Below are 25,548 nucleotides of genomic sequence, written 5' to 3'. Positions count from 1 at the left end.
GCAATTTTTTGCAATGGAGTGTGTAGACGCATAACAACTTGTTATTAGACAGCGCCTTTTGGCTCACAATTAAAATCCGCCTTCGTAGACGTTTCATATCATATCTACGCAGGCTTGGTTTATGTAGTGGGAATTCTAATCGCTAAGTATTCCAGTATGATCTAGATTTGAATGCATTAGCTGCTCTACCTCGGCTGCTTTTTCGCTTAAATCAAGCTCTCTATAGATTTGCAGACTTTCTGTTAAAAACTGGGTAGCAGTTACTTTAGTATCTGATTGATGATGCTGGGCGCGGTTCAAGTATATTTCGCCCAAGAGTTTACGAGATGAAGCTTCTAGTTTCCGGCGATTGTACTCCTGAAAAACTTGAAGGGATTCTTGAGCTAGTTCTTCGGCTCGGTCAAGATTTTTTAAGATGCTGACTTCTATATAAGCACGGGCGATATCAAGACCTTCATCTGCTTGATTTACTATCTGCCCCAGTTCGGTAAGATATGTCAAGCCAGTATTGTAATATTCTTCAAATTGGGTAATTTGTTCTTGCAGTGACGAGTCATCAAAAGACGACAGACGTAAGCGTTCTGAGCAGATTAAGCTAAAGATAATGTAGTCGTAAGCAAGATTTTCTTTATAGTCTCGTGTGGTATTTATTTGGATGGCTTGAAGGATATTTTGTTCAGCTTGCACCAGTAATTCAAAAGCTACTGCTCGATCTGGAACGTTTTTTGCTGACAAGCGTTGATTCTCACCAATTGCTCTATGACATATAGCTACATCCTTACCTAAATCTAGTTGCTGGTACAAGTTGTAACTGTGCTGAAAATACTCTAATGCCTGCTCATACTTGTCCCAAGCTCTATAAATGCGTCCTAGCCAATAATAGGCATTAGCTATTTCGGGTTTGTTTTCTAGCACTTGATGTAGCAAAAGATATTGTTTTTGACATTCAACGGCCTGTTCATACTTACCCCAACTAAGGTAGCAATAAGCTAAACAGTCCCATTGACTAGCCACATCTTTTACTTTATCTAATTGCTCGTAGAGGTCACGACTTTGTTGGAAGTAGGCGATCGCTTGTTGATATTTGCCCCAAGCTTGATGAATCCAGCCAAGTTGAAAGTATGCACTAGCTATATTTGGTTGGTCTTCTAACTTTTGCCGTTGTGCCAAGCACTTTTGCTGACACTCAACAGCCTGTTGATATTTACCCCATTCTCGATAGCACACAGCTAAGTTGTACCACTGACTAGCCACATCTTTTTCTAGACCCAATTGCTCATAAAGTTCACGGCTTTGTTGGAAGTAGACGATCGCTTGTTGATATTTGCCCCAAGCTTGATGAATCCAGCCAAGTTGAAAGTATGCACTAGCTATATTTGGTTGGTCTTCTAACTTTTGCCGTTGTGCCAAGCACTTTTGCTGACACTCAACAGCCTGTTGATATTTACCCCATTCTCGATAGCACACAGCTAAGTTGTACCACTGACTAGCCACATCTTTTTCTAGACCCAATTGCTCATAAAGGTCATGGCTTTGTTGAAAGTAGACGATCGCTTGTTCATATTTGCCCCAAGCTTGATGAATCGAGCCTAGTTGAAAGTAGGCACTAGCTATAGCTGGTTGGTCTTCTAACTTTTGACGTTGTGCCAAGCACTTTTGTTGACACTCAAGTGCTTGTTCATATTTACCCCATTCTCGATAGCAATCACCCAACCAGTACCACATAGTTGCTACAATCTCCTCTTCACCTAATTGCTCATAGAGATCACAGCTTTGTTGGTGGTAGGCGATCGCTTGTTCATATTTGCCCCATGCTTGATATATACGTCCTAGCTGATAATGAGCAAGAGCTATTCTGGTTTGGTCATCTAACTGCTGGCGAATTGCCAAATCTTTTTGCTCATACTCTACGGCTTGGTGATATTTACCCCAATCACGATAGCAATCAGCTAGCCGATACCACTGGTTAGCTATATCTTTCTCTTTACCTAATTGCTCATAGAGTTCACGGCTTTGTTGATAGTGGGCGATCGCTTGTTCATATTTGCCCCATGCTTGATATATACGTCCTAACTGATAATGAGCAAGAGCTATTCTAGTTTGGTCATCTAACTGCTGGCAAATTGCCAAATCTTTTTGCTCACACTCTACGGCTTGGTGATATTTACCCCAATCACGATAGCAATCAGCTAGCAGATACCACTGGTAAACGATATTTTTCTCTTTACCTAATTGCTCATAGAGATCACAGCTTTGTTGATAGTGGGCGATCGCTTCTTCATACTTACCCCATGCTTGATATATGCTTCCTAACTGCTTATAGGCATCCGCTATGTTAGGTTGGTCATCCATCAGTTGGCGAATTGCCAAATCCTTTTGCTCACACTCTACGGCTTCCTGATATTTACCCCATTCTTGGTAGCAACCTGCTAAGTTGTACCACTGATTAGCTACATTTTTGTCTTGACCCAATTGCTCATACAGGTCACGGCTTTGTTGGTAGTAAGTGATCGCCTGTTCGTACTTACCCCAAGTTTTATAGATACGACCTAGCTGATAGTATCCTAAAGCTATATCTGATTGATTTTCTAACTTCTGCCGTTTTGCTAGACACTGTTGCTGAAATTCAACTGCCTGCTTATATTTGCCCCAATCGCGATAGCAAGCACTCAACCAGAACCATTGATTCGCTACATTCTCTTCTAGATCCAATTGCTCATAGATATCACGGCTTTGTTGGTGATAGGCGATCGCTTCTTCGTACTTACCCCAGTTTTGATAAGTTTTACCTATATTCCACAAATCACTTGCTTCATCTTCAGACTTGCGAAACTCTCTGTCTATAGCTAACGCCTGCTGGAAGCATTCTAGTGACTGCTCGTATTTGGTGTGTAAGCGATGACAAATACCCCTATTTCTCCAAAACAGTAGGAAAGCTGATGGATGAATATATAAGGCTAGTTTCTCAAAGCATTCTTGATAATAGTCAATTGCTTTATCAAATTTCTCTTGTTCCTGATAACAAGTTGCAATTGACCAAGCTATATAAGCACTGTGCTTGACATTTGTCTGAGCATTAATTTCTTCTAGAAGTTCAACAGCTTTTGTATATTTATCTGTACGAATATAAGATATTGCGGTGAGTAAGTTTAATGCGCTTTGAGAGTCTTGATCCCCACCATGATTTTCCAGACTATTTTCTAGAGCAGGTGTCATTTCTTCACCTAGTTCTTTAACCAATTCTCTAAGACGACAAAATATAGTAGGCTCTAGCTGATTGACAATATCAATGGCACAGCTAACTAATCCTGCCCCTGATTCACAACAAGCAACATAAAGAATAGCTGTCTGTGCTTTTACCCGGATCTCTTCAGTAAGTGTTGAGTCATTAGCAAATTCTTTCAGTCGTGCCAGAACTTCACTTTTCTGGTTAAACAGTTCAATTTGGCGTAACAGCCTTAACAGTTGTTTAGTTGTCTCATCGTCAAAGTCTGTATCCAAACTAAGATAGGTAACAACTAGTTTTTGAATTAGCTTTTTACGACGACTGCTATTGACCTCAACTTGAGTTAAAACCTCACCAGCAAATAATAAATCTTTCAACCGTAATTCCGACTGGTTACAGTTAATAGTTGATTCCTCTTGCAAATCTGACCAGATGATAATTGCATCCTGTGATGATACATTTTTTATTTTTAACTTACCAGCTTGAATTACAGGTTCATAAGCCTCAATATTACTGAAAAGCTGCTCAACTAGCTTATTAACCTGTTTAGGAGAATAAATTCCGTAATAGCCTAAAGCCAGTAGGATCGGCTCATTCCAGCGCGGCTCATGCAAATGTTTACGGATAATTGCTAAAATATCGCTTACTTCATTGTCAGCAATATAACGTGCAGCAAAATACTCCTCAAACGTCAGGTGCATAAAGCCGTAGACTCCTGGCGCACGTTCCACAAAAAGACCTGTGGTTTCCCGCACTTTTCGTAAAAACTCCTGCACGGCAAGCCGCACTGAGTCTGATTCTAGGTCAGTATCATTTAATTCTGCTAGCTTTGCTGCTAACTGTTGTTCAACTTCTGCCTCAGTTACCAAACCAGAGGGCTTCTCTTCATGCATCCAGTAAGCCAGTGGTGCTAAAAATGCCACTACTTCATTTTGGTTCAGCAGCACTTTTGGAGCATCTGGCAACTTCTTACCTAACTGCCAATCTTCGGTCAAGGTTTGCACTGCCAATTCATAAAGTTTTACCCGACGGTTAGGTAGGCGCTCACCATTGCGGTGAATCAGTGCCAAAATTGTCAACAGTAGAGGATTCGCTGTCAAGCGCTTTACACCCTCATTATCTTTTATTGCCTCTAAAATCTTCCTTGCTTGGTCATCTCCTGCTCTTTGCCATTGCGCCTCACTAGCTTCTGGCTGCTGCGCTCGCTCTATCGCCAAACACCAGCGTTCCAGGAATTTTTCTACCTGTTCGCTACCCATATCTTCAATAGTGAACTCAGCAAAACGGCTGCTCAGTTTCACATCGCGGTAGCCAGCTATGCGGCTGGTAATGACAAACTTATTACTAGAGAAAGCATTCACAAACTGATCGATTCTTTCCACAATCAGCCTGCGGCTTTCTTGTTCAAATACCTCATCTAGCCCATCCAGCAGCATTAAGCACTGCCCTTGGCGCATTTTTTCTGATAGTAGCGCCGCCATCTCTGTTCCCGCTTCCACTTCATCTTGAAAGTAAGCTTCCCACTGGCGGTAAAATTGGTGCAGATAATTCAACAGACTTAACTCAGGTTCTTGTTGTAGTCGTTCTGCATAATCGGCAATACGAAAGAAAATTGGCAACAGAGCTTTACCCAATTCTTCTTGGGGTTCACCACCTATTACTGTTTCATTGCCATCACGTTTTGCTGTGGCAAAATGTAAGGCTAGATAACGCAGTAGCGTTGTCTTACCCGCACCTGGAGCGCCAAGAATCACGCAGTATTGGTTCTCCCGCACTGCATGGGATAAATCAATTCTTTGTGTTACTGTTTTAGTGCTAGTAATGGGTATTGAACTTAGTAAAACTGGTTCGTAATAAGAAGATTCGTCTAAATCGTAGGGGCTAGATATGCTCATGCTAAACCCATGTTCAGCTTTGCGAAATGTAGTCATCTCTTGGTCTAGTTTCGACGTTTCTGTAATCTGCTGTCGCCTTACTGCTTGCAGTGAAACATAAATTTGATCCAGAAAAATATCCACTTGGCGCTGGACTTGCATCACGCCACTGATTTTGAGATAGGAATTTTCAGCTATCAACCACTCCAGATAAGGATAAAATAGGGGATTTACAGGTGGACGTGCCTCAAATTTCACCAACTTACCCCGCCAATCCCAGAAATCAGGCGCACGGTTACGAAACTCTTCTAAAAACTCTTCTTTATTCAGCCAAAAAATTATGACTAATTCCCGACCAAATAGCGAGTCTCTCCCTAAATTCAACTGCTTCATCTCTTGTTTCAAGCGTGATGTCGGCAATTGGTCAATTCCAAATGCCATTATCAATTCGCGTTTAGTTTGAGAATTATGCAGCCCAGTTTCATCTAAACTGTAGAGAAAGTTATAGAGTGAATTATCACTGTAAAAAAAGTTTTGAGGTTCTTTAAAAGTATGATCCCCATCTGCTAAAAGTAACTTGATTTCCTCGACTACCGGATGTTGTGGCCCACTCTCCGGTGCAATAGCAAAAATTGTCGTTGTCCCACTAGATAATTCTAAGAAGCTAACTAATTTATTTAGCTCTGTTGCGTCATTTGCACTTATAGAATAAGTGTTATCTTCGTTAAAAGGCATTTTTTTGATGAATAATTGCTAATTAGGAGAGAAAACAACTATTAAAGTTTTGGAGCGTTAGCAGCTTGCCAACGTTGTAAATCTTCCAATAGAATAGGGTTCACATCAAACCAGGATTTTTTACTGCGATTGTAATAACCTAATACAAATTTGTTTTGCAAAAGCTCATCACAAATAACAAACTGACCTTTGTTAGGCAAACTATGGGTGTTAGTAGTTAAGCAACCTGTACGGTGAACCTTATCTAGTTCGGGAAAATGGTAATCACTCAAATTGTATTCTCTGCGAACTTCTTGCACAGCCTCTTTAGCAACATCTAAGTCTACATATATCAAATCTAGCCTTAAAGAAACTTCACAAGCTGTACGAGCCAGTCGCACCAAGTCACGCATCACACCGCCACTCTTTTCCGAAATTAGTTCTAGCGCATCTGGATTAAATAAACCCTTATAAGCATCACCCAAACTTGCTAAACGCTTATGAATTACACTATTAAGAATGTCTCTACCAAGTTGATTGGGGATTGTAGTAGGACATAAATTTTCATCGCACTCAAATACAGGTGGATTAGTTAAATCTAAGCATTTTTGAAAGCTTTCCATTGGTTGACGAAAGCTTGGAGAATACCTAAGTGAAATCGGAATCGCATATATAATATGGCAACTTAGCTGAGTCAGCAATGGACTAGCAAACATTTCCAAAGCTGTAACTTGATCGTGTCGGTCAAGACCATCTACAATCACCAGTAACTTTTGGTTGTTTCTTTTCTCAGCAGCTTCTATAATGGCGTTAACTCGCTCAATAATTTTACTAAGCTGCGGACGAATATTTAGAGTTGTAGTAACTTTCCGAGTTAAACCTTGTTTCAGAATTAGACCTAGTTTTTTAATAATTTCTGGAAGTTCAAGACCACTATTTTCAGCGTCTTCATCTTGATAAACTACAGTTTTTAGACTTTCTAGCAAATCATTTAATAAATCGTCTTTTAAACCCCAGTCTCGTTGAATAACTTTTTCAAAAATTTTGATTCCAATTAGGACTACAACCTCAGCATAACCAATGTTGTACTGGTCAAGAGCAGTTACAGTATCAATCCAAATTACTGTATACTTGCTGTTCAAATGTTGTTCTAATCGCCGCAGTTCTGTAGTTTTGCCACCACCCCTGTGACCTGCTAGTAAAAATTTAGCTGGGTCGTCTTCCATATCCAAGAAAGTGATTAAATTCTCTACAGGACTGTTCTCTCGCTGTACATAAAAATTTTTCAGTTCTTCAGGTGTAGTGAGTGGTTCCTCTGGCTTAAAAAGCTGATAAGCAGGCTTCCAAAAACTGGTATTACTCATGCTGACAAATCTCAACTGATATCAAACGGTGTTTTGACTTACACTCGTGTAGCTCAGTATAACTGGGTAATTTCCTACTGTAGATTGCTAGAAGAGAAAAACTTTATACTATAGCCCTAAATAATACTTTATCCCACTTTGATTGCACATCAGTTTTTAGTGTGCGATCGCTCTTTTAATAAACAACTTGATGGCGTGCCTAGAAAGACAGCGCGTTGCGATCAGTCCAGCGCTGAAGGCGGGTTTCGCAACTTACGCGGCTGGCGGAGGTTCTTTATGTTCTAGCGACTCCCATGCAAAATGGCTTGTTGCCAGATATCACATCTCTGTATAAACATTAATAATCCTTAATAGTTAATACTATTAAGGATTGTTAACATGAGCAAAAACTGCTCACAAACCTGATTGTTCCTTAAAAATCATCGAGAAACTGACTAAGGCGACTGATTACGGGGTCAACCTCTTGAGGAGGGGTAGCAACAGTATAAGAAGTATTATTTACTACTTCTAATTGAGTTGGAGACGGAATGAACGATCGATCGTTGACTATGAGCGCCAGTTGTGCAACTTGTTGAGAAAGTTGCAGTAGATGATGTTCCATCGCCTCCAAACGATTAGATCCCTTGGCAAAAAAACGTTCCTCAAGTCCAGCCACTTGACGTTGCAGTTCACCGATTTGTTGATCGATCGGTGTGTTTACTGCTGTTTGTGGAGCAGGTTGTACAGATTCCGGTACACATAAAGATTGCCACAAGGCTTCTTTACAGAGGTCGCTGAAAGTCTTGTCTGGTTGTTTTTCCAAATAACTTTCTACTTGCGCTAACAAGCTTTCATCAGCAAGCTCTGGGTTGAACGTGACGGATTTAACTACCTTTTTTGACCATTGGAACATCAGCTTTATGCCCTAGCAGCGCGATTGGAGGATAATTGTGCCTCTCCATAAATATACTGCCCCAAAGCATTCGCCTGACGGGAAGGTGCTGCTAAATGAGCATTAATCTTTGCTTCCTTGAGCAGACGTTGAACGTCGTCCCAGAAGAACTCACCACCGCCGCCAGTAAGAATTACATCGGTAACGCGTTCTGGCAACCAGGCTAGCACACGGCTACAAATTTCGCGAGAAAACATCTCTGTGAGGTTGGGAAGAAAATCATCTAGGTTGGTGGGCTTGCTAGCGCCTTTAGGACGATAAAAGCGTTCACCTCTGGGTTTGTTGACAGCGGAAATCAGTGCTAGAGATTGACTATCTGCTCCCTCGATTTCGGCAGACACCAATTCATAAAACTTATTCATCCCGAAGTCTTCGCTCTTAGAAGCACCTCTGGCAAAACGGAAGTTATCTACCATCAAAAGATCGACGGTTTGATGACCAATATCGACGATCGCCACCGATATTTTTGTAAAATCGGGACTGCCAGGGTTTTTCTTGGGTTGAGCTTCAGACCACAGCAAGCTGCCGTAGCCCTCTGGCATTACCCATACCTTACTGACGTTCAGCGACACAGATTCGCCTCGGAAATTCAACACGTGAGGACCACCTACTTGGCTAATCAATTGTGCTTTTTCTTTTTCAAATTGCTCTAAGGAAAGAAAAGGCAGACCAAGTACGACTGAGATATCGTCTCTGAGTTTGAAGTAGCCAGCACTTGCTAAAACTTTTACCAGTGCAGCTTCTACCTTAGATTGTCCGACTCCTAAATTCGCCCCAAAATCGGCTGCCAGTTGACCAACAGCATATCCATTTCCTTGATACTCCAGCCACAAATCCATTAAGGGGTCAGTAGCTCTGGCTTCAAAAACACCACCGCGTACTTGTTCTATTGACATCTGCTTGACGTTGGCAGGTACGAACACCACACTGCCTGGTTCACGACTCACACAAGTTTTTGTGGAAGTTCTGCCTAAGTCAACACTGAGAATAGTTTTCCCTGGAACACCGGTTGGCTTGGGAGTATTATTAACAGCATTGATGGGAGTCGATGCCGACACCCTATTCATGGGTATAGCAGCAGCATTGATGGGGGTAGCGGCGGAAGGTTGGTCTGTCATGAAAGCTCCTAGTTCAAACTTAACTGTAAAAAGTTGTCATGCTCATCTTACAAAAATGCGAGCAACCAGAAATTCTAGGTTGCGTCAAGTGTAGCTAGAAATACGCCAAAAATTAATTCGGTCGATACCTCCGATAAGCTCATGCCTTCGCATATCTAGTATTATTTGGCATAGTGTAGGCGAATTTTGGCCAGATGTAACCCCTGTTTTCACTGCTTTCAAACCAAAAGCGTCCGTGTTTCATCTTCTAGTACGTCTTAACTGGCGCTTGAATATCCAGAAAACAAATGCTAGAACCAAACCGCCAAGTACGATTTTAGATACAGGAGCAAGGTACTTGTCCACAAGTTCATACTGACTACCCAATGCGTATCCTGAGTATGTTAGCAAACCCACCCAAGCCGCGCTACCTAATGTTGTGTAAAACAGAAATGGTAGCAAGGGCATATTGCTGATCCCGGCGGGAACAGAAATCAAGGTGCGGATTCCTGGCACAAGACGACCAATTAATACTGCTTTTCTACCTTGTCGGTCAAACCACTCTTTGGCCTTGGTAATATCTTTACTAGATATAGCCAGCCATTTGCCATACTTATCAGCCCAAGCTTTCAAACGGGTTTCGCCTAAAAACTTACCCGGATAATACCAAATAAGTGCGCCTAATACAGAACCCAAAAGTCCTGCGAAAAATACACCAATGATATTTAGCTTTGCCCCTCCTGGTTGATATGGACTTGCTGTAAATCCAGCAAGTGGCATGATCAATTCTGAAGGAATGGGGGGAAAAAGGTTCTCTAGGAACATTAGTAGCGCGATTCCCCAATAGCCAAAATAATTGATAGTATTAGTTATCCATTCAAGCATTGAGTCAATTCCTGAAATTGCTGGACTAGTCTTGTTGCTAAATTCAGCTTTAGCTTTTTTAAAGGGTAATTATCCCTGCTTGCTAGAGTTAAGGGAATTTGGCTGCACTAAAAATTGGCATCACAACTGAAAAATAGAGTCAGACAAGTGGAAGCTAGGTGTCTGTTTCATTAATGTTGAGAGTTATAAAAGTTCGTAAGTACCTCTAGCCCTTAAGATTGAACGATTTATCGCTCACTACAAACCTCACAAAATTAATGAAATGAACCACTATGTTTTGTTTTCTAATTTTTTAGATCCTCCTTAGCCTGCTTTTTAAAGAGACTAGGAAGGATCTAAAGATTTGATGGCAAATTTAAAAACAGACTCTAGGTTTTCTACTGAAGTTGGGGCTGTGGGGTAGCACGGTGAGAGAAGGGAGAAAATTTCACCTTCTTTGTCCCCCTCATCCCCCTCATCCCCTATTCTTCTACGCTGTCGGGGTCAAAGATTGTACCCTTGGTTCAGATTGCCAGTCCAAGGGATTCCAAACTCGATCTTCCAGCGCCATCTGCTCAATTAAACTTGCAAGCCTCAAGGCTTTGAGAGCTTGTTCGCCACCTACTGAAGGCTGATTGCCACCATGTACGCAGTTGACAAAATGTTCTAATTCTGCACTCAGAGGTTGAATATTACTGGTGTAGACTTTTTCAATTACACCATCTTGTCTGTAAAGTACTTGTCGGTGGTCGGTGAGAGAATTGGCAGTGGTTTGTCGGTGAATCAAAATTTCATTTTTGAGAAAATCTGCCTCAGTAAATGAATTTTTGCAATGGGCGACAATCCGGCGAATTTTGCGGTGGGTGACTTTACTAGCAGTCAGAGTAGCAACAATACCATTGGCAAAGCCCAAGGTGGCGGTTACGTAATCTAAATAACCAGAGTCTAGGGAGCGAGTACCGCTAGCAGTCAATTTTGTGACTGGGGAAGCAGCTAATTCCAGAAGTAGGTCGATGTCATGGATCATTAAATCCAGCACAACTGAAACATCGTTTGCCCGATCTGAGTAAGGACTCATTCTGTGGGCTTCTAGCGCCAGTAATTCCTCTGTTTTTAGAACTTGGCTCAGTTCTTTAAAAGCTGGGTTGAAACGCTCAATATGACCCACTTGCAGGATACACCCAGACTCAGCCGCAGCATTGACTAAAGACTCTGCCTCAGAAATACTGGCTGCGATCGGTTTTTCAATCAAAACATGAATTCCCGCTAACAGACAGTTAATGCCCACGGCATAGTGCAGACGGGTGGGAACAGCTACACAAACTGCTTCCACAAGGGGTAGCAGATCGCAGTAATCTTCAAAAAAACGCACCTTGTAGTTGCTGGCAGTTTCTAATCCTCGCTCGACGTTAATATCTGCCACTCCGACTAGTTCAACATCTTTCATTGAACTCAGCACGCGAGCGTGGTGTTGTCCCATGTTACCCACTCCAATCACGCCTATGCGGATTGGTCGTGGCTGGTTGCGCTGTGTATATGGATTCGGTTCTGCCACTGACATGCTATTTTGCACTATTATTCTCTCCTCAACCACCAAATTTAGAGACGCTACGGCCGTTGGCGTTTATACTCGAAAGCCGGTTACGATCCGTCTAAAACCATCCAGATGGTAACATAGAGCCTATGTTTATGAAGAATTTCAAAGTTTGCGATCGGTTCCCGTAATCTAAATATCTTTTGTATAGATATTTCGAGTTTCCTTTGAATTTTGCACTTTCTACAAAAATATATGTTTTTTTATTAACTTTAAACCTTTTAGTAAGACCTAAGTATAAATTCTCCTTGGCATTGCTTTCTGGCGTCTTGTTAAGGTTTGATGCAGTGATTTGAAATCCAAAATTTGCAACCGAGATGAAAGCTGTAATTCTGTTATCTGGGGGATTAGACTCTTCCACAATTCTGTACAAAGCTCAAGCTGATGGCTGTGAATGTCATGCTATTTCCTTTGATTACCAGCAGCGACATCGACGAGAGTTACAGTCAGCGCTCAGTGTCGCTCAAAAAGCTGCGATCGCAAAACATCAGGTAGTTAGCTTTGACTTACGACAATGGGGCGGTTCGGCCCTTACCGATAATGCCATTGATTTACCCCAGGAGCGATCGCTGGATGAAATGTCTCAAAATATTCCTGTCACATACGTTCCGGCTCGTAATACCATCTTTTTAAGCTTTGCTCTTAGTTACGCCGAAGCGATCGCAGCAGAGCGTGTCTATATCGGCGTTAATGCCCTAGATTATTCAGGATATCCTGATTGTCGCCCCGACTATATCCAAGCAATGCAGGAAGTTTTTCGCTTGGGAACCAAACAAGGCCGTGAGGGACAACCAATTAAGATTGTTGCACCCCTAATCAACTTGAAAAAAACCGAAATCATCCAACTGGGGAACCAATTGGGAGTTCCTTGGGAACTAACTTGGTCTTGCTATGCAGGTGGAGATGTTGCTTGCGGCGTATGTGATTCTTGTCGCTTACGGCTAGCAGCTTTTGCCGAATTGGGACTTGTCGATCCTGTGGCGTATGCACAGTAGAGGCATTGGACAATTCAATTTTAGATTTTGGATTGACAATTTTGGATTAAATTTCAATCTAAAACCCAAATTCTAAAATCTAAAATTCTTACTCCCCTGCTCCCCTGCTCCTCTGCTCCTCTGCTCTCCCCTCTTCCTCTAACCGTCGCAGTTGAATTTGATGCAGGCGTGGACCAACAATAGATACCACGGTGAATTCGAGATTTTGATAACAAAATATTTCGCCTTTGGCAGGAATTTTCTGTAACTCATACAGCAAAAAGCCCCCTAGTGTTTGATATTCTCTGGTCAGGGGCAAATTGAGATGCAAAACTTCGTTGAGGTCTTCAAGGTTGATTTGTGCTTGCACCAAAAATTTTTGCTCACCTAACATCTGAATCAGTAAGTCTTCACTGCTTTCAAGGTCGCTGGGATCGCCAATAATTTCGGCAATCACATCTTTGATTGTCACTAGTCCCACAGTACCGCCAAATTCATTCACTACCATGACCATAGCGGGTTTCTCTTGCTGCATCATGGGCAAAAGTTCACTCAAGGGCGTGTGTTCGGGAACAAACCGAGCAGGACGCATCCAAGGTTGGATCTGTGTTTCTAAACTGAGCTTTCCTACAGCCAAAGGTTGTGCCAAATCTTTAAAATAAACAATACCGCGAACATCGTCTAAAGATTCACCAATTACGGGATAGCGAGAGTAACCAGTAGAAGCCATTTCCCTAAGTAATGTCTGGAAGGTAGCATCTTTTGGCAGTGTGATAATACTGGTGCGCGGGATCATCACATCTTGCGCCATGACATCCCCAAACTCGAAGACATTGTTGAGCAATTCTCGCTCTGCACGCTGTAAACCAGTAGACCCCCATTCTGTAGAGATGATCAGTTGCAATTCTTCGGGAGTTACAGGCGGTCGCCAGCCTTGGCCTGTGTATTGGATGCCAAAAATTCGTAATAAAAAACGAGTTGATTGGTTAAGAATCCAGATGAAGGGGCCAAAAAAACGCACGATCGCTTTTACCGGAGGCCCCAAAAACCTCGCTAGCTGTTCTGAGTAGAGCATGGCTAAGGATTTGGGACATAGTTCTCCAATCACAATTTGCAAATAGGCAATCAAGAAAAAGGCGATAGGGATTGATAGGGAATGGGCGAGGAAGGTAGTCATCCCACTGGGTAAAGGCCAGGATCTCAACCAGGCATTCACCAGCACGACAATCGTACTTTCGCCAATCCATCCCAGTGCCAAACTAGAGAGGGTAATGCCTAACTGGGTGGTAGATAGCAGTCGGTCAATACTGCGTTGTAACATTTCTACAGCGATCGCTGGAATATCCCCAGCCTTAACTAGCTGGTGAATACGCGATCGCCGCACGCTCACCATCGAAAATTCCGCCGTCACAAAAAAGGCATTTATGGTAATCAGTAGTAGCACTGATAACAACCGCAGCGCCACTTCTATCAAACTTAAATTAGGAAAAACACTCACCGCCAAAGCTCGTGTAAAACTCACGTCCTCCATTTAGGGGGAATAGGGAATAGTAGATAATTACCAATGCCCAATGCCCAATGCCATCTACCTTTCTACAGGAATATTCGATGCCTCTAGCTTCAATTGTTGAGCGGGATAATCAGTGAGAGCAAGTGATATTTTCTTGACATCATCAAGTAAAGCTGTAGGAATGCTCACTGTACCTGAAAATGCTGGCCCATTTACAGGCAATTCTGTAGGTAAACCCTCTGTACTAGCACTCAGGGTTCGTCCTTTGTCATCGGTAACATCTAAAAAACTATACAGGAAGCGCACAGAATCCTTACCTTTGTTCTGCATTTTCACTTTCAGTAGTAAATCACCACCAGAGTAGCGAGCAGATTGCACAGTCATTGTTACACCCTGACTTTGGGCAGTAACTGGAAAACCTGGTAGGGGCTTTTCTTCAACTACTTCTGGGGGTTTTTCCTCTGGCTTCTGCTTGCTGCTATTGGTTTCTTCATCATCTTCTTCGGGCTTTTCCGATTTAGCGGCTTTGGTCTTACCCTCAATTCGCGCCTTGACTATTTTCAGAATTTCTTCCTCTTTTAATAGCACTAGCCCTCCCTGTTGAGAGCTATTTGCCTTATTGCTGGCAAATTTGGTTGTGGGACGCCCATCTGGTGTAGTCACGCCTTTAAGTGCTGAACTCCCCAGTTCAAAGCCCAAAAACGCGCTCACAGAACCTGCTCCCATCATCAGAATTAACAAAATCAAAGTAAGAAGTACAGTAGAATTTATTTTCATCGTTGACAAGCGATCGCAATAGAATGCTGGTCTATTTAAGAATAGTGAAGCTTTTGACCTCAATCCTTAAAGGAACTTAATCAATATTAGTTTGCACTATATCTATGATCAAATTATGTAGTATAAAAATCTAATAAACTATTGTCCAGTATTCACACGTGTTAAATTTGTGCTATATTCATGGGATTGGCTAAACTCAGTGCGTGAGGTATTTTTCTCACTCTAAAATTAGCAAATAAGGTTGACTTAAGAGTTGAAGTAATTTTCTCGTAGCAACCCATAACCTAAAAAACAAGCGCCTTTGGCCGATTGGGGAGGCAACGAACTCATAATTCGTCTTCAGGCTGGTTCGATTCCAGCAGGGCGCACTGAATCATCAAAAATGGGCATGGGGCATTGGGCATCCCTTCGGCTTCGCTCAGGGCAAGTGGGAATTGGGAATTGGGAATTGGGAATCGATCAATAAATAATTAATAGTTCTTCTTCCCCTGCTCCCCTGCTCCCCACTCCCCAATCTTACCGAGATGGTAAAGTTTCAAACCTGAATTCAGTTCCTACTTTGAGTTTGTTGCTATAGTGAGGAGACACGAGCAACGATGTGTCATAAGGATTTGGTAAATCAGGAGTACGGATATAAGGATCGTTGCCAACTTGCTGAGTCATGGCATCATGATATAAAGTATTAACTAAATTAGCGTCGCGGGCAATTTCATTTTCTGGGAAGGAACCACCGAAACCAGAACCAGATCCAAAAAATGAGTCTAGCTGACGCTTGAGGCTGCTACTATTTTCGTAGAAATTGCGATCGTGACGAAAATAAGCTCGTTCAAATACATCATTCATAGTTTCAGAATTGGGTGTTGCCGTTTGGGCAGATGCAATAGAGGGAAAAGCGATACCAGCAGCAAGCAGCACCAATAAACCACCAAAGGTTTTAAATTTTATACGCACGTTTCTGACTCCTCAACTTTTGCTTTAGGCGAATCTTAATTTATGCTGAAGTTCAGAACTCTGATGAGTTCAATCTTTGGTGTAGCACAACTTTTAATGTTTTGTAATGACGTATCCTACTGAAACTCTTACCCACTCAGATATTTGGGCAACCACTTCTGATTTGACCACTTTACGCCACAAGCTACTAGATTTATTTTGCCAACTTGCTTATCAAGAGGGTGATTTTCTCCTATCTTCTGGGCTGCGTAGTTCTTATTACGTCAATAAGACACAGGTAACACTCCATCCTCAAGGCGCTTTGGCAGTCGGACGGTTACTATTTCCTTTATTACCTGTAGATACACAGGCTGTAGGTGGTTTAACAATGGGAGCCGATCCAATTGTGACAGCAGTGAGTATAGTTTCTGTTTATGAAAACCGCCCAATACCAGCGCTGATTATTCGCAAGGAAGCCAAGGGTTATGGGACAAGAGCTTATATAGAAGGCCCCAGTTTACCAGAGGGCGCAAAAGTAGTAGTTTTGGAAGATGTAGTCACAACTGGGCAATCTGCTCTCAAAGCGGTTGAGCGTCTTAAAGATGCGGGTTATACCGTAAATCAAGTAATTTCACTGATAGATCGACAACAAGGGGGAGGTGAGTTGTACCAGTCAGCGGGGTTGAAGTTTGAAACTTTGTTTTCGATTCAGGAAGTTCAAGAACGCTACCGACAACTTGCAAATTCATGAACAAAAGGAGATAAACATGCAAGCAACAGTATCCACAGAACTAACACAAGAAAAAGTCAATAAAGCTGTGAGCGCAATTCTTGAAGTACTAGGAAAACCAGAAAATGATTTACACCAGAAAGCGTTAACAGCTTTTCAGAGTGGCGATCATCAAACTGTAAAGAGACTGGCATCTACCAACTTGACTGATGATTATTGCAAAGCTTTGGGATATCTGGGAGGAGCGCTGAAGCTGACTCCAAACACTGATACTATTTTGGCGGAATCGGCTCGTAGTGCAGCTGAATTTGTCAAAGAAAAAGCATTGCAGCACCTTGGTATTAAGATCGCTGATGCTTTGAATTAATCAATGCAAGTGCCAGGCGATCGCTTTCAGGACTTACGCGCGAGTTACAAAATAACGTAGACGCTTCGGCTTGCCGCAGGCTACCGCAGAGGCGCAGAGGACACGGAGAAATCAATCGCCCTCCCAAAGGCGGTATTGTACTTATTTTTTCCGACTTCCTGTAGTAACAAAAGAGGGATCACTTCATCGGTAAGGTGAGGGTGAACGCTGTTTGACCAGAAGGTGTTAAATCAAGGGTAAGGTCGCCCCGATGTGCCCTGGCAATTTCTCGGGCTAGGCTCAGTCCTAGTCCGATTCCTTCTACCTTGCGGTTACGTGAGGGATCGCCGCGATAAAATCGGTCAAAAATGCGTAGGCGAAGCCCGTCGTAGACATCGCGATCGCTTAGTGGAATATCTTCTGATGCATTGACAATAGTAACGTGAAGAGTTGTTGGAGTTTGATGAGTACGAATTTTTATCCAGCCGTTGGCGAGATTATATTTAATTGCATTACTAAATAGGTTTTGCAAAATTTGAATTAAAAGATCGCGATCGCCTTTTACCCGCAATCCATCAATAAAGTCAGTTTGTACTGTCAAATGGGGAGCGAGCATTTCCATATCTTCTAGCATCTCCATCAGCAACTCAGACATATCCACTTCAACCAGATACAAGCTCATTTTTCCGGCATCTGCCAGAGATAGCAACAAGAGTTTTCGCATAATTCCACTCAGGCGGCGCACCTCATCTAACAGATTGCTTAAGCGCTGTTGTACTTCACTACCGGGATCGACCTGTTGGAGTGTTCGTTCTAGTTCACCTTGCAAAATAGTCAGTGGGGTTTTCAGTTCATGAGCCGCGTCACCACTAAAGCGGGAAGCTTGGGTAAAACTACGTTCCAAGCGTGACAACATTAGGTTAAACACCTGGATCAGTTCGACAAATTCAACATCAGTTGTCCCAATGGGAATCCGCTGATCTAGCCCTTTGACAGTTACCTGTTGAATTACACCAGTTAATTGACGAATGGGACGCAAAGCACCACCAGAAACCAACCATGCCCCCACCGCAACCAACAGCAACGCTCCCGGTATTGAAATCAGGAAGATATTGCGAATGGTGGCCATATCTCGATCTACGGCTTGCAAGCTAACGGCAATAGCAACCCGAGCATTGGGAAATTTAGTTGCGCCAATCCGCCAGACTGCTGTTGCCGTATTCTCTGTGACAAATTGAGGTGGGCGTGGACGAATCAGTGGTGGCCGCTCAAAGGATGGATTTCTATTGGAGGGTAAAGGTGGTGGTTCTCTCTTCGGGGGCGGTGGTAAAGGTGTCAACTCAAGACGCTTCAGCAACAGACGATTCACCTCAAGGTCGGTAGGTAGGGAGTTGGATTGATAAAGTATATTGTTATTTGCGTCCAGCACCACTAGGGCGACAGGGGTTTTTGTATTGGTTCCGAAGGAATAAGATAATGAATCTTCGTAAAACTGCCATCGGGAGCGTTCTCGTGAGTTTTCTCTTCTGAGAAAGGCTGCGCCAGCGGGAGGTTCCTCTCGTGGAGGGAAGTTCGGAGTTGCCCGCATCAAGTGATTTAACAGTTCTGCATCCAGGCGGCTAATCTTAGCATTGTAAATCTGAAACCAGGAAACCGCGCCAAATCCGACTAATGTGCTGCCAGCTAGAGCCGCAGACAACAGAGCAATGCGGAGTCGAAACGAAGGAAGTTTCATGATGAAGAATCTGGCTTGCGAAATCGATATCCAACCCCTCGAATGCTTTCAATCCAGACTGCTTCATCAAGGGGGTCAATTTTTTTACGAATTCGCTGGATACAAACATCCACAACATTGGTGTTGGGGTTAAAGTCGTAGCCCCAAACGTGTTCCAGGATTTGGGTACGAGTGAAAACCCGTCCGGGAGAACGCATGAGATATTCTAGAAGATTAAACTCGCGGCTGGTGAGTTCTATCGCTTGGCGATCGCAAGTGACTTCCCTGGTGATGCGATCGAGTTTGATCGGTCCAACGCAAAGTAGATTTTGGCGTAGGCGTAGCCCGTCGTAGACATCGCTCACACTCCGGCGCACAACTGCATGAATTCTAGCCACTAACTCTTCCACAAAAAACGGTTTAGCGATATAGTCATCCGCTCCCAAATTTAGCCCTTGCAAGCGATCGTCTAGCTCATTCCGAGCCGTCAACAAAATCACCGGAGCATTCCGACCTTGCCGCCGTAATAGTTTTAGAATTGATAGTCCATCTTTTCCCGGCATCATAATGTCGAGTATTATCGCATCATATTCGTTGTCTAATGCCCGCAGATATCCGTCATCACCGTTATCGCAGTAGTCTACAACAAATCCTTGCTCCTTTAATCCAGCCCGGACAAAGTTAGCAATTTTCGCTTCATCTTCAACAAACAGAACATTCACAGCATTTATTAATTCATATTTTCTTCTATTCTAAATTCATTATTTTTTATTCAAATTACAAAACTGTAATTTAGAAAATAGGAAAGCTGTAATTTTGAGGTGGCTCAATTAGAAATATGAACACCCTAGCTTTTGAAGGTTGATTTTTATGAATATCCGTCGAGTCTTAGCTGTAGCAGCAATTCCTTTTTTGATTGGTACATTCGGTTTTGTTGCACCCAATCAGGCAAATGCCGCTAATCCATCTCATCGGAACGCCGAGATTTCACAACAGCCCAACAAACCAGAAATATCTGAGAAAAAACCACAAATCAGACATTCTAAACCCCGTCCCCATCAGAAAAAGCGTACTCCCCAACGTCCCCAGGCTCATAATCCAGAAGCAGTTCAAAATCGGGTAGAACGCAATAACCGTTAATTTATGCACCCTAGCTTTTCGCCTCGCCCTCAGCGGCGATCTCGTCAGAGTATTGTTGTTTCTAAATTACAAAACTGTAATTTAGAAACAGGGCAAACTGTTATTTTGAGAAGACTTAATTAGAAATATAAACCTTTGGAGATTTAATGATGAATATTCGTAGAGTACTAGTAGTAACAGCGATTCCTGTTCTGGTTGGCACATTTGGTTTTCTTTCACTCAATCAAGCAAATGCCGCTAATCAATTCAATCGAATTGCACAGGCGCAACAACCGCCCAACGAACCATCAAACGAACGGCCGCGTCCACCCAGACCTGATTTTGCAGCCGCAGCAACGAAGTTAGGAGTTACAGAAGCACAGTTAAAATCGGCATTGGGAGTCCCAGCCAATCCGCCAAATCCAGGCGATCGCAATCAACGCCCACCCAGACCTGATTTTAAAGCCGCAGCAACAAAATTAGGAGTTACAGAAGCCCAGTTAAAAGCGGCATTGGGAGTTCCTGCCAATCCGCCAAATCCAGGCGATCGCAATCAACGCCCACCTCGACCTGATTTTAAAGCCGCAGCGACAAAGTTAGGAGTTACAGAAGCCCAGTTAAAGGCGGCGTTAGGAGTTCCAGCCAATCCGCCAAATCCAGGCGAAGGCGATCGCAATCAACGCCCACCCAGACCTGATTTTGCAGCCGCAGCGACAAAGTTAGGAGTTACAGAAGCCCAGTTAAAGGCGGCATTGGGAGTTCCACCTCATCCTCCTGGCGATGGCGGAGCCTCTCCCCAAGAAAATCGTCCTAATCAACCAAAATAGTAAATAGACCACGCGCTAGGGGCGCAAGGCCTTGCGCCCCTAGGACTCGGTTAAAGGGAAAAGGAGTGGAAGGCTCGATATATAGAGTTGCCAAGTAGATTAGGAGATAATGACAAGCGTAAATCTCAGGAATAGCAAGGTTTTTACCTCCTGCCTCCTGCCCTCTGCCTTTCTGGATAAGGTTTTTTCCCTTTTAACATGAGTCCCTTTCCCCCAAAACCCGACAAGTATTGGGTGTGGTTCAAATACATGAAAGATGCTGTATATATAGGGTGAGATTATTTGATTTTTTCTTTCACCAGAACTACTACAATTACTATTGATGCTAGATAATGGGAAGGCTTTGACATTTTCTTGCCAATCTAGCCCGGAAACAATAACTAAGACTTATGCGAACTCACTATTGCGGCGAACTCCGAAAAGAACATATTGGAGAAACTGTTACCTTTTACGGATGGGTAGACCGTCGCCGCGATCATGGTGGTGTGATATTTTTAGATTTACGCGATCGCTCTGGAATTGTCCAAATCGTCAGCGATCCGCAACGCACCCCAGATTCTTACGAACATGCGAACGCCCTGCGAAATGAATATGTTGTCAAAATCACTGGTAGGGTAACACAACGTCCTGAAGAATCGTTGAATACCCGCATCCCCACAGGCGAGGTAGAAATCTACGCCGATAAAATTGAACTCCTGAATGCTGTTCGCAAACAGTTACCTTTCCAAGTTTCTGTAGCTGACACCGAAACAGTGCGGGAAGATTTACGGCTGAAATATCGTTATTTGGATTTGCGACGCGAACGTATGGCGCAAAATTTGCAACTGCGTCATCAAATTGTCAAAGCCATGCGTCGTTATTTAGAAGATTTGGAAGGTTTTATCGAAGTCGAAACCCCAATTCTTACCCGTTCTACCCCAGAAGGAGCGCGGGATTATGTTCTACCCAGTCGCGTCAATCCTGGTGAATGGTATGCTTTGCCGCAATCACCCCAGCTATTTAAACAATTGCTGATGGTATCCGGCTTAGATAGATATTATCAGATTGCCCGTTGTTTTCGTGACGAAGACTTACGCGCCGATAGACAACCAGAATTCACGCAGTTGGACATGGAAATGAGCTTCATGTCCCAAGAAGAAATTATCGAACTAAACGAGAATTTAGTTTGCCATATCTACAAAACAGTTAAAGGCATTGAGTTACAGCGCCCTTTCCCGCGTCTTACTTATGCTGAGGGGATGGAACGCTACGGTAGTGATAAACCAGATACACGCTATGGTTTGGAATTAGTTGATGTCTCAGATATCTTGAAAGACTCTGGTTTTAAAGTCTTTCGGGACACTGTTACCAATGGTGGTATCGTCAAAATCCTCCCCATTCCCAACGGTAACGATGTAATTTCTAATGTCCGCATTAAACCAGGTGGCGATTTATTTAAAGAAGCCAGCGAAGCCGGTGCTAAAGGTTTAGCTTTTATCCGCGTTAGGGATGATGGCGAAATTGACACCATTGGGGCAATTAAAGACAACTTAAGCGAAGAACAAAAACAAGAAATTTTGCGCCGTACAGGTGCAAAAGCTGGACATTTGCTGTTGTTTGGGGCTGGTGATGCTGCTACAGTTAATAAAACTTTAGATAGATTACGACAAGCGATCGCTAGAGAATTTAACTTAATCGATCCTGAAAAAATCAACTTACTCTGGATTACAGATTTCCCAATGTTCGAGTGGAATGCTGACGAAAAGCGTCTAGAAGCATTACACCACCCGTTCACAGCACCACATCCTGATGATTTGAGCGATTTAAAGACTGCACGCGCCCAAGCTTACGACTTAATACTCAACGGGGTAGAAGTTGGCGGCGGAAGTCTGCGGATTTATCAGCGAGAAATTCAACAGCAAGTGTTTGAAGCGATCGGTTTATCTCCTGAAGAAGCACAAAGTAAATTTGGTTTTCTCTTAGAAGCATTTGAATATGGTACACCGCCGCATGGTGGCATCGCCTACGGTTTAGATCGTTTGGTAATGTTGTTAGCTGGAGAAGAATCCATTCGGGATGTAATTGCTTTTCCGAAGACACAACAAGCACGTTGTTTGTTAACAGATGCGCCTTCGAGTGTAGATGCTAAACAGTTGAAAGAATTACACGTTGCTTCGACTTATAAACCAAAGTCTTAACCGACTTTATCCAATTAAGCGGCATAAACAGCAATATCGTTTGTTTCATTGCTAATACCAAAAAAGCCAACCCAAGGTGCGCTCTATCACTCAGTGTTTTGGAGCGCTCTTTGGGTTGGAATACTACTTGTATAATCCGACAGCAATTTTGATTATTTTAATATTCAAAACTCAGTGACAATGTTAACAATTTTATCTTCGGTGTCGTATCCAAAGTAGGTTGGGTAAATACCATCTCCATACCCTGATGAAAAGGCAATTATATTTAATTGGGTAGATTTATCTATACAAATATTTGCCCAATCCCATGTAGGTCTGTAATTTTTTCTTAATTCATCTTGAATCAGGTCTATCAAGCTTTCTTCTTGGGGATTAGCAATGTATGCATAGTATATTGAATCGTCAAGAATTTTTACTGCATCAAAATCCATAAAGCAACCGGTTCCAGAATCAACTGGATAACCCAAGGTGTCATTTTCTGTAAGCGAAGCTAGTTCTTCATCAGAGCAAATACCTAATTTCCAATTTACGGGAGTTTGTTCGCTAATACGAATTATGGCATAAGCCACTCTTTGGTCATTATTTCTTGGATAATGCTCAACAATTAAGAAAACAGGATATTTACCAATTGGTAAAGACTTTTGAAAAGCTTCACTATCAGGAAAAGCAAGTGGATCGCAAGCTACTAATCGGGTGCATCCCAGTTTTTATTCTTCCATCAATAATAAATAAGTAAGACCAAAAGATTGTTACAGAAATATGAGGTAGGGGAGTAATTAGACACTATCAAGGGACAATAAAGTGATCAATACCAGGTGCATCCATGACTCCCGAAGAACATCAACAGGTCATAGAATACTCTCGTGCAATAGCGAAGATACTGTACAAAAACGCCAATAGTGAGCAAATCAAAAGCTTGGCAAAGATAGAAGAAGTAGTACGTTCTCAAATGCAAGAATATGTCATGCCAGAAGTAGGGGTTTTTTTATCGAAAATGTCACGGGAGAAAACACAGGATATAAACGAAAAGTAAAAAGTATCATTGGAGAGCTACCAATTACAAGTTCTCAAGCACAAAAGCTATAACTCTTGCCTCATAGCCAACTGAGTCCATATTTAGAAGCCTGTTGCCTCCGAACTAGCGCTTCAGTATCATACCAACGAGCGGCAGAAGATGTTAAATATTTGACTGGGGTTGAAGTATCGAAAAGTGTTCAGCAGCGACTTGTACACCGTCAAAATTTTGAATTACCTTTATCAGAGTCAACAGTTGAAGAGTTGAGTGTAGATGGTGGAAATATTCGTATTCGTACACCAATTGGACAACCCTGTGACTGGAAAGGTTATAAAGCTGTACGTCTGCACAACTTGGCTGCGATGCCTACGGCGGTAAACTACGCAGCCTCATTCCAAGAAAATAATCTTGTAGTCAATTGGGTCAACAGCCAAATCATGGCTCCTATACTGACCTGTATTGGAGATGGACATGACGGAATTTGGAATATTATTCGTGAATTTACTCCTCCTATTGAACGCCGCGAAATACTCGATTGGTTTCATCTCATGGAAAACCTACATAAAGTAGGTGGTTCAATCAAAAGAAACAACAAGGCAAAAAGTTTACTTTGGAAGGGCAAAGTAGATGAGGCAATCGCTTTATTTGCTGACTGTAAAATCAAACAAGCTCTTAATTTCTGTGTTTACATTGAGAAACATCGACACCGTATAGTCAATTACCAGTATTATCAAGCCGAACAGATTTGCTCAATTGGTTCTGGTGCTGTAGAGTCCACTGTTAAGCAGATTGATCGTCGAATTAAAATTTCTGGGGCACAATGGAAAATTGATAACGTTCCTCAAGTTCTAGCTCATCGTTGTGCCTATCTTAATGGATTAATATTTGCTCGCTAAATAAAAACTGGGATGCTCCCTACTAATCTTCCTGAAGTTATAATTAATTCCCCAACATAATGGGTTGTAAATGTAATATCTCCAATTGAACTAGATAGTTTTTCACCTCTTAAAGCTTTATAAAAATTAATAGTATCCATTTTTGCATTTTTGTATAACGCTTGAAATAGATATTGTAGCACAAAATACTTCAAACCCTTAGAATGCTTAAGTGCTTGATAGAACCTGTTATCTTTGATGAAGTTCAAAATGCAAATATTTTTTGCATTTAATCTGATTTATGCATTGGCTCTGAATGCAATTTGCTAGAATTACTATAGTTTTTGTTTCTGAAATCTGGAAGAAATCTAGCATTTTATTATTATGATTATGCGCCTTCCCACAATTGCTGCGACCTTTCTGGTTGCTAGTCTTGGTATCGGTACACTTTTGAGTATTGCTGCTCCAGCTTCGGCTGAAGAGATAATAACTTGTTCAAGCCAAAATAATCGAAGGAATACTTGTTCGGTAGATACAAGAGGCAGAGTGAGGCTTGTCAGGCAATTGTCTAACACCAGTTGTAGAGGAAATTGGGGCTATCGGAGAAATCGTATTTGGGTGAGAAATGGTTGCCGAGCTGAGTTTTCAGTTGGCGATCGCAGAAACGACAGATATGACAGAAACGATCGAAACGATAGATATGACAGAAACGATCGAAACGATAGATACGATCGCAACGATAGATATGACAGATAGGAGACTGGGCATTGCATCAATATAGATAGTTAGGCAGAAATTAAGAAACTTACTTCTGCTAACTTTTATAAGTAAAGCCCTTATCAACTCTAAGAGGGTATTGATTTCTATGTATGTTAATCAGACATTGCTTT

The 25,548-nt window shown here is 42.3% G+C and carries 19 protein-coding genes, 1 tRNA gene and 1 pseudogene; 9 read left to right on the top strand and 12 right to left on the bottom strand.

Annotated elements, in window-relative coordinates:
- Nucleotides 1-135: 135 nt before the first annotated feature.
- From V7K84_RS12390 to V7K84_RS12365, 6 genes are all read right to left on the bottom strand, one after another.
- Entirely contained in the window at nucleotides 136-5,835 is a 5,700-nt protein-coding gene (locus V7K84_RS12390; protein WP_334838396.1) for a tetratricopeptide repeat protein, read from the bottom strand.
- Between the two features lie 41 nt (nucleotides 5,836-5,876).
- The gene (locus tag V7K84_RS12385) at nucleotides 5,877-7,178 is read right to left on the bottom strand and encodes a P-loop NTPase fold protein (protein ID WP_334838395.1); all 1,302 of its coding nucleotides are present in this window, start codon (nucleotides 7,176-7,178) and stop codon (nucleotides 5,877-5,879) included.
- 412 nt (nucleotides 7,179-7,590) lie between these two features.
- The gene (locus V7K84_RS12380) at nucleotides 7,591-8,070 is read right to left on the bottom strand and encodes a plasmid segregation centromere-binding protein ParR (protein WP_334838393.1); all 480 of its coding nucleotides are present in this window, start codon (nucleotides 8,068-8,070) and stop codon (nucleotides 7,591-7,593) included.
- A gap of 5 nt (nucleotides 8,071-8,075) precedes the next feature.
- Nucleotides 8,076-9,227, bottom strand: coding sequence for a ParM/StbA family protein (locus V7K84_RS12375; RefSeq protein WP_322637407.1), 1,152 nt, complete (start codon nucleotides 9,225-9,227; stop codon nucleotides 8,076-8,078).
- A gap of 240 nt (nucleotides 9,228-9,467) precedes the next feature.
- On the bottom strand, nucleotides 9,468-10,091 hold the full coding sequence (locus V7K84_RS12370) for a DedA family protein (RefSeq protein ID WP_094347282.1): 624 nt from the start codon (nucleotides 10,089-10,091) through the stop codon (nucleotides 9,468-9,470).
- A gap of 469 nt (nucleotides 10,092-10,560) precedes the next feature.
- The gene (locus V7K84_RS12365; protein WP_334838389.1) at nucleotides 10,561-11,643 is read right to left on the bottom strand and encodes a Gfo/Idh/MocA family protein; all 1,083 of its coding nucleotides are present in this window, start codon (nucleotides 11,641-11,643) and stop codon (nucleotides 10,561-10,563) included.
- A gap of 338 nt (nucleotides 11,644-11,981) precedes the next feature.
- Between V7K84_RS12365 and queC the strand changes: the two genes are divergently transcribed.
- On the top strand, nucleotides 11,982-12,659 hold the full coding sequence (queC, locus tag V7K84_RS12360; protein ID WP_334838387.1) for a 7-cyano-7-deazaguanine synthase QueC: 678 nt from the start codon (nucleotides 11,982-11,984) through the stop codon (nucleotides 12,657-12,659).
- Nucleotides 12,660-12,747: 88 nt separating this feature from the next.
- Here the strand turns inward: queC and V7K84_RS12355 are convergent, their stop codons facing one another.
- A complete protein-coding gene (locus tag V7K84_RS12355) occupies nucleotides 12,748-14,169 on the bottom strand; it encodes a hemolysin family protein (RefSeq protein WP_334838385.1) in 1,422 nt (473 codons plus the stop codon).
- Nucleotides 14,170-14,223: 54 nt separating this feature from the next.
- The gene (locus tag V7K84_RS12350; protein WP_322692395.1) at nucleotides 14,224-14,925 is read right to left on the bottom strand and encodes a hypothetical protein; all 702 of its coding nucleotides are present in this window, start codon (nucleotides 14,923-14,925) and stop codon (nucleotides 14,224-14,226) included.
- A gap of 295 nt (nucleotides 14,926-15,220) precedes the next feature.
- On the opposite strand from V7K84_RS12350, the gene V7K84_RS12345 reads away from it, so the two are divergent.
- Nucleotides 15,221-15,293 (top strand) — tRNA-Ile (locus tag V7K84_RS12345).
- A gap of 148 nt (nucleotides 15,294-15,441) precedes the next feature.
- On the opposite strand, the gene V7K84_RS12340 is transcribed toward V7K84_RS12345, so the two are convergent.
- Entirely contained in the window at nucleotides 15,442-15,876 is a 435-nt protein-coding gene (locus tag V7K84_RS12340) for a hypothetical protein (RefSeq protein ID WP_334838379.1), read from the bottom strand.
- Between the two features lie 106 nt (nucleotides 15,877-15,982).
- Between V7K84_RS12340 and pyrE the strand changes: the two genes are divergently transcribed.
- Nucleotides 15,983-16,606: an orotate phosphoribosyltransferase gene (gene pyrE / locus V7K84_RS12335; protein ID WP_334838377.1), complete on the top strand. Its 624-nt coding sequence runs from the start codon at nucleotides 15,983-15,985 to the stop codon at nucleotides 16,604-16,606.
- A gap of 16 nt (nucleotides 16,607-16,622) precedes the next feature.
- Nucleotides 16,623-16,952: a hypothetical protein gene (locus V7K84_RS12330; RefSeq protein WP_334838375.1), complete on the top strand. Its 330-nt coding sequence runs from the start codon at nucleotides 16,623-16,625 to the stop codon at nucleotides 16,950-16,952.
- Nucleotides 16,953-17,130: 178 nt separating this feature from the next.
- Here V7K84_RS12330 and V7K84_RS12325 read toward each other — a convergent pair whose 3' ends face one another.
- Both V7K84_RS12325 and V7K84_RS12320 read right to left on the bottom strand, forming a co-directional pair.
- Nucleotides 17,131-18,666, bottom strand: coding sequence for a sensor histidine kinase (locus tag V7K84_RS12325; RefSeq protein ID WP_334838373.1), 1,536 nt, complete (start codon nucleotides 18,664-18,666; stop codon nucleotides 17,131-17,133).
- Nucleotides 18,663-19,367, bottom strand: a complete 705-nt coding sequence (locus tag V7K84_RS12320; protein ID WP_334838371.1) for a response regulator transcription factor — start codon at nucleotides 19,365-19,367, stop codon at nucleotides 18,663-18,665. The genes V7K84_RS12325 and V7K84_RS12320 overlap by 4 nt, the downstream gene beginning before the upstream one ends.
- Nucleotides 19,368-19,515: 148 nt before the next feature.
- On the opposite strand from V7K84_RS12320, the gene V7K84_RS12315 reads away from it, so the two are divergent.
- The 3 genes from V7K84_RS12315 (at nucleotide 19,516) to aspS (ending at nucleotide 22,768) form a co-directional block, all read left to right on the top strand.
- Entirely contained in the window at nucleotides 19,516-19,785 is a 270-nt protein-coding gene (locus V7K84_RS12315) for a hypothetical protein (protein ID WP_334838369.1), read from the top strand.
- A gap of 146 nt (nucleotides 19,786-19,931) precedes the next feature.
- On the top strand, nucleotides 19,932-20,591 hold the full coding sequence (locus V7K84_RS12310) for a hypothetical protein (RefSeq protein WP_334838367.1): 660 nt from the start codon (nucleotides 19,932-19,934) through the stop codon (nucleotides 20,589-20,591).
- 389 nt (nucleotides 20,592-20,980) lie between these two features.
- Nucleotides 20,981-22,768: an aspartate--tRNA ligase gene (gene aspS / locus V7K84_RS12305; protein WP_334838365.1), complete on the top strand. Its 1,788-nt coding sequence runs from the start codon at nucleotides 20,981-20,983 to the stop codon at nucleotides 22,766-22,768.
- Between the two features lie 164 nt (nucleotides 22,769-22,932).
- On the opposite strand, the gene V7K84_RS12300 is transcribed toward aspS, so the two are convergent.
- Nucleotides 22,933-23,472 carry a DUF4241 domain-containing protein gene (locus V7K84_RS12300; protein ID WP_334838432.1) on the bottom strand — a complete coding sequence of 180 codons (540 nt, stop codon included), beginning with the start codon at nucleotides 23,470-23,472 and terminating at the stop codon, nucleotides 22,933-22,935.
- 119 nt (nucleotides 23,473-23,591) lie between these two features.
- Between V7K84_RS12300 and V7K84_RS12295 the strand changes: the two are divergent.
- Together V7K84_RS12295 and V7K84_RS34255 are read left to right on the top strand one after the other, a co-directional pair.
- Nucleotides 23,592-24,679 (top strand): annotated as a pseudogene (locus V7K84_RS12295) (ISKra4 family transposase).
- Between the two features lie 363 nt (nucleotides 24,680-25,042).
- Nucleotides 25,043-25,414, top strand: a complete 372-nt coding sequence (locus tag V7K84_RS34255) for a DUF3011 domain-containing protein (RefSeq protein ID WP_442940945.1) — start codon at nucleotides 25,043-25,045, stop codon at nucleotides 25,412-25,414.
- The last annotated feature ends 134 nt before the right edge of the window (nucleotides 25,415-25,548 follow it).

This window comes from Nostoc sp. (assembly GCF_036917315.1).
In the GTDB taxonomy this organism is placed as follows: domain Bacteria; phylum Cyanobacteriota; class Cyanobacteriia; order Cyanobacteriales; family Nostocaceae; genus Nostoc.
This window is presented reverse-complemented; position numbering and strand designations above follow the sequence as displayed.

What these genes read in the sequence shown, in the direction of transcription:
- V7K84_RS12390 (WP_334838396.1), bottom strand. Translation starts at nt 5,835, where the DNA reads ATGCCTTTTAACGAAGATAACACTTATTCTATAAGTGCAAATGACGCA.
- V7K84_RS12385 (WP_334838395.1), bottom strand. Translation starts at nt 7,178, where the DNA reads ATGAGTAATACCAGTTTTTGGAAGCCTGCTTATCAGCTTTTTAAGCCA.
- V7K84_RS12380 (WP_334838393.1), bottom strand. Translation starts at nt 8,070, where the DNA reads ATGTTCCAATGGTCAAAAAAGGTAGTTAAATCCGTCACGTTCAACCCA.
- V7K84_RS12375 (WP_322637407.1), bottom strand. Translation starts at nt 9,227, where the DNA reads ATGACAGACCAACCTTCCGCCGCTACCCCCATCAATGCTGCTGCTATA.
- V7K84_RS12370 (WP_094347282.1), bottom strand. Translation starts at nt 10,091, where the DNA reads ATGCTTGAATGGATAACTAATACTATCAATTATTTTGGCTATTGGGGA.
- queC (WP_334838387.1), top strand. Translation starts at nt 11,982, where the DNA reads ATGAAAGCTGTAATTCTGTTATCTGGGGGATTAGACTCTTCCACAATT.
- V7K84_RS12355 (WP_334838385.1), bottom strand. Translation starts at nt 14,169, where the DNA reads ATGGAGGACGTGAGTTTTACACGAGCTTTGGCGGTGAGTGTTTTTCCT.
- V7K84_RS12350 (WP_322692395.1), bottom strand. Translation starts at nt 14,925, where the DNA reads ATGAAAATAAATTCTACTGTACTTCTTACTTTGATTTTGTTAATTCTG.
- pyrE (WP_334838377.1), top strand. Translation starts at nt 15,983, where the DNA reads ATGACGTATCCTACTGAAACTCTTACCCACTCAGATATTTGGGCAACC.
- V7K84_RS12330 (WP_334838375.1), top strand. Translation starts at nt 16,623, where the DNA reads ATGCAAGCAACAGTATCCACAGAACTAACACAAGAAAAAGTCAATAAA.
- V7K84_RS12325 (WP_334838373.1), bottom strand. Translation starts at nt 18,666, where the DNA reads ATGAAACTTCCTTCGTTTCGACTCCGCATTGCTCTGTTGTCTGCGGCT.
- V7K84_RS12315 (WP_334838369.1), top strand. Translation starts at nt 19,516, where the DNA reads ATGAATATCCGTCGAGTCTTAGCTGTAGCAGCAATTCCTTTTTTGATT.
- V7K84_RS12310 (WP_334838367.1), top strand. Translation starts at nt 19,932, where the DNA reads ATGATGAATATTCGTAGAGTACTAGTAGTAACAGCGATTCCTGTTCTG.
- aspS (WP_334838365.1), top strand. Translation starts at nt 20,981, where the DNA reads ATGCGAACTCACTATTGCGGCGAACTCCGAAAAGAACATATTGGAGAA.
- V7K84_RS34255 (WP_442940945.1), top strand. Translation starts at nt 25,043, where the DNA reads ATGATTATGCGCCTTCCCACAATTGCTGCGACCTTTCTGGTTGCTAGT.